This window comes from Zooshikella harenae, from assembly GCF_018837975.1.
Classification (GTDB): Bacteria; Pseudomonadota; Gammaproteobacteria; order Pseudomonadales; family Zooshikellaceae; genus Zooshikella; species Zooshikella harenae.
Genome location: NZ_JAGSOY010000201.1, coordinates 1 through 2,154, shown reverse-complemented (window position 1 = coordinate 2,154; position 2,154 = coordinate 1). Strand labels below are relative to the sequence as shown.

Annotated in this window: 1 protein-coding gene; it reads left to right on the top strand. The window is 35.2% G+C overall.

Going from position 1 to position 2,154, the window contains the following annotated elements; translation table 11 throughout:
- Positions 1–485: 485 nt before the first annotated feature.
- Complete coding sequence (locus KCG35_RS24785) at positions 486–1,793, top strand: hypothetical protein (RefSeq protein ID WP_215822531.1); 1,308 nt, start codon at positions 486–488, stop codon at positions 1,791–1,793.
- The last annotated feature ends 361 nt before the right edge of the window (positions 1,794–2,154 follow it).

The window sequence follows — 2,154 nt, the reverse complement described above, 5'->3', positions numbered from 1 at the left end:
CGTTGATCATAACTCATAGTGACTACAAAATAACCAGAGTGTCAGCAGGAGAGGGAAAGGGTATCACGACGGATCAAACTTTGCGACAGAACCAAAGTAGCGTACAATACGAGCAATAGTTATTGCTTACAAACACTGAGTCATTGATGAAACACCAGAGCAAATGAAACTTACACTTATTTCAGGAGTATACTCTATCTATTTTTAATGCAAACGATGTCAATATAAAAATTTTTAATGTTAGTTGATTTATCTTCTTTAGTATTTTCCCTGAGCATGAGCAATTGTGAAAAAAGAAAACAGCACATAACCAAATCAACCTGCCTGGGCGTATGAATAACTGAAAACAGTATGTTTTAAGAAGATACCTCAAATAGCAGAAACCTTAGGTCTAACGTTACTTTGAAATGCAAAAAATATTCGGGATATAGTTATTACTAATAAAACTATATCTTTAAATTAAATAAAAATACAAAGGGTAGTACATGTCAGCAAACTTTCGTAAGTTATATCTACCAGCCTATGCAGGATTATTCAGTAGCCTTGTATCATTGAGTAGTTTTGCCGTCGAAACAACTTCAACAAATGTAATCGAGTATCCTAGTAGCTGCGATGAAAAAGTAGGAACAGCATCATGGAGCTGTTGGAAACATTTTGCAATGAGAGGTTTTTTATTAAGTCATGGCTTAACTGAACGACTTACTTATCGTCCTTATTGGAAACAGAAAAGAAGAACCATTCCGGTTTTAACGGTTGAGTTTATAGGTGATCAAGAAATTAAAATTCCAGATAGCCCATATGCTCATCATGTCAATACTTTCTGCAAACCTGATGGCACTCAAGAAGTAGAACAAGGATACGCATTACAACATGGCATGTCTTATAAATTAAATGAAATTGCAAGTAGCATCTCTGAAGGAGGAGCCTGCTTAGTTGAATTTACCTCAAAGGTTGAAAAAGATCGCTACCTTCAAATCAAAGTTAAACCTACAGAAGTTAAACCTACAGAAGTTAAACCTACAGAAGTTAAACCTTCAGAAGAGGGTGTAATAAAGGTACCTCGTTATAAGCCTAAACTATATACGCCGGAGCTAGTATCATTTTATACACCAAGTGTAAACACTCTTGATGAGTTATCGCAGTTAAGCGAAACAGAGTTACGTCAGGAGTGTTATGCATATGAGTACAAATATATTCACTCTTACAACCGCCGTCATGATAAAATATGTACATGGGTAAAAATCAAAATGCAGATTTTAGACCAAGATTGGAAGCGTGAAATTAAAGAAATGATGGAGAGAAAAGAAGCTGAAGAAAAAATCTGTAATCAAGCTAAGTTCAATCCAGATATTAAAATTCAACCACCACTTTTCTGTAATGACAACAATGACCTTACTCTACAAGTCAAAAATTTACAGTCTCTGCCTACATTAGATTATTCTTTTGTTGGTGATAATAGTCTCTATAACGACGGTACTGAAACTGATCCCCGCATACATATAATTTGTACTGGATTAACTGATAACTATGGTAATACTAGGGCAACGCATGAAATGTCAAATGCTTATCTAGATAAATATAAAAGGATAAATTTATCATCTATATTTAATAAAAAAATCCATACTACTATCCAAAATCATAAAGCAGGAGTATTTATAGATATGGATGAGATGGCCGATATGCTTAATGTGCAAGGCATAAATGAATGTTTTATTGAAAAGCTCGATGGCTATCATAAAGATGCTGGCACAATAACTCCTCACCTTTGGATTACAAATAAAACAACCCAATAGATCTTAGGGCTACCTACCTTTAATGGGGTCTTCCAGTGGCTCCATTAAACTTCAAACCCCACTAACTTTTGTATAAAAGTTAGTCAGTTTACTCCAAGTAAATCAGTCACTTAGGGGTTTTGCTACACAGCAAGAAGAAGTGGTTAAGTACATTTGTACAAATTAAGTTACCGTCCAATTGACTATCTCTAATGATAAGTCCCTGGCCTGCGTTGGCCACCCTTCCTGGTTCTGTCGCAAAAATTATTTAGCGTAAAAACAAACTTATTTTGGACACACTTAGCCTGCTAATGCACAGAACTGTTCAAAAAGTGCCTTGCCTTTTGCCATTGAGTTATCCGACTGACTTTTTCTTAGCTGA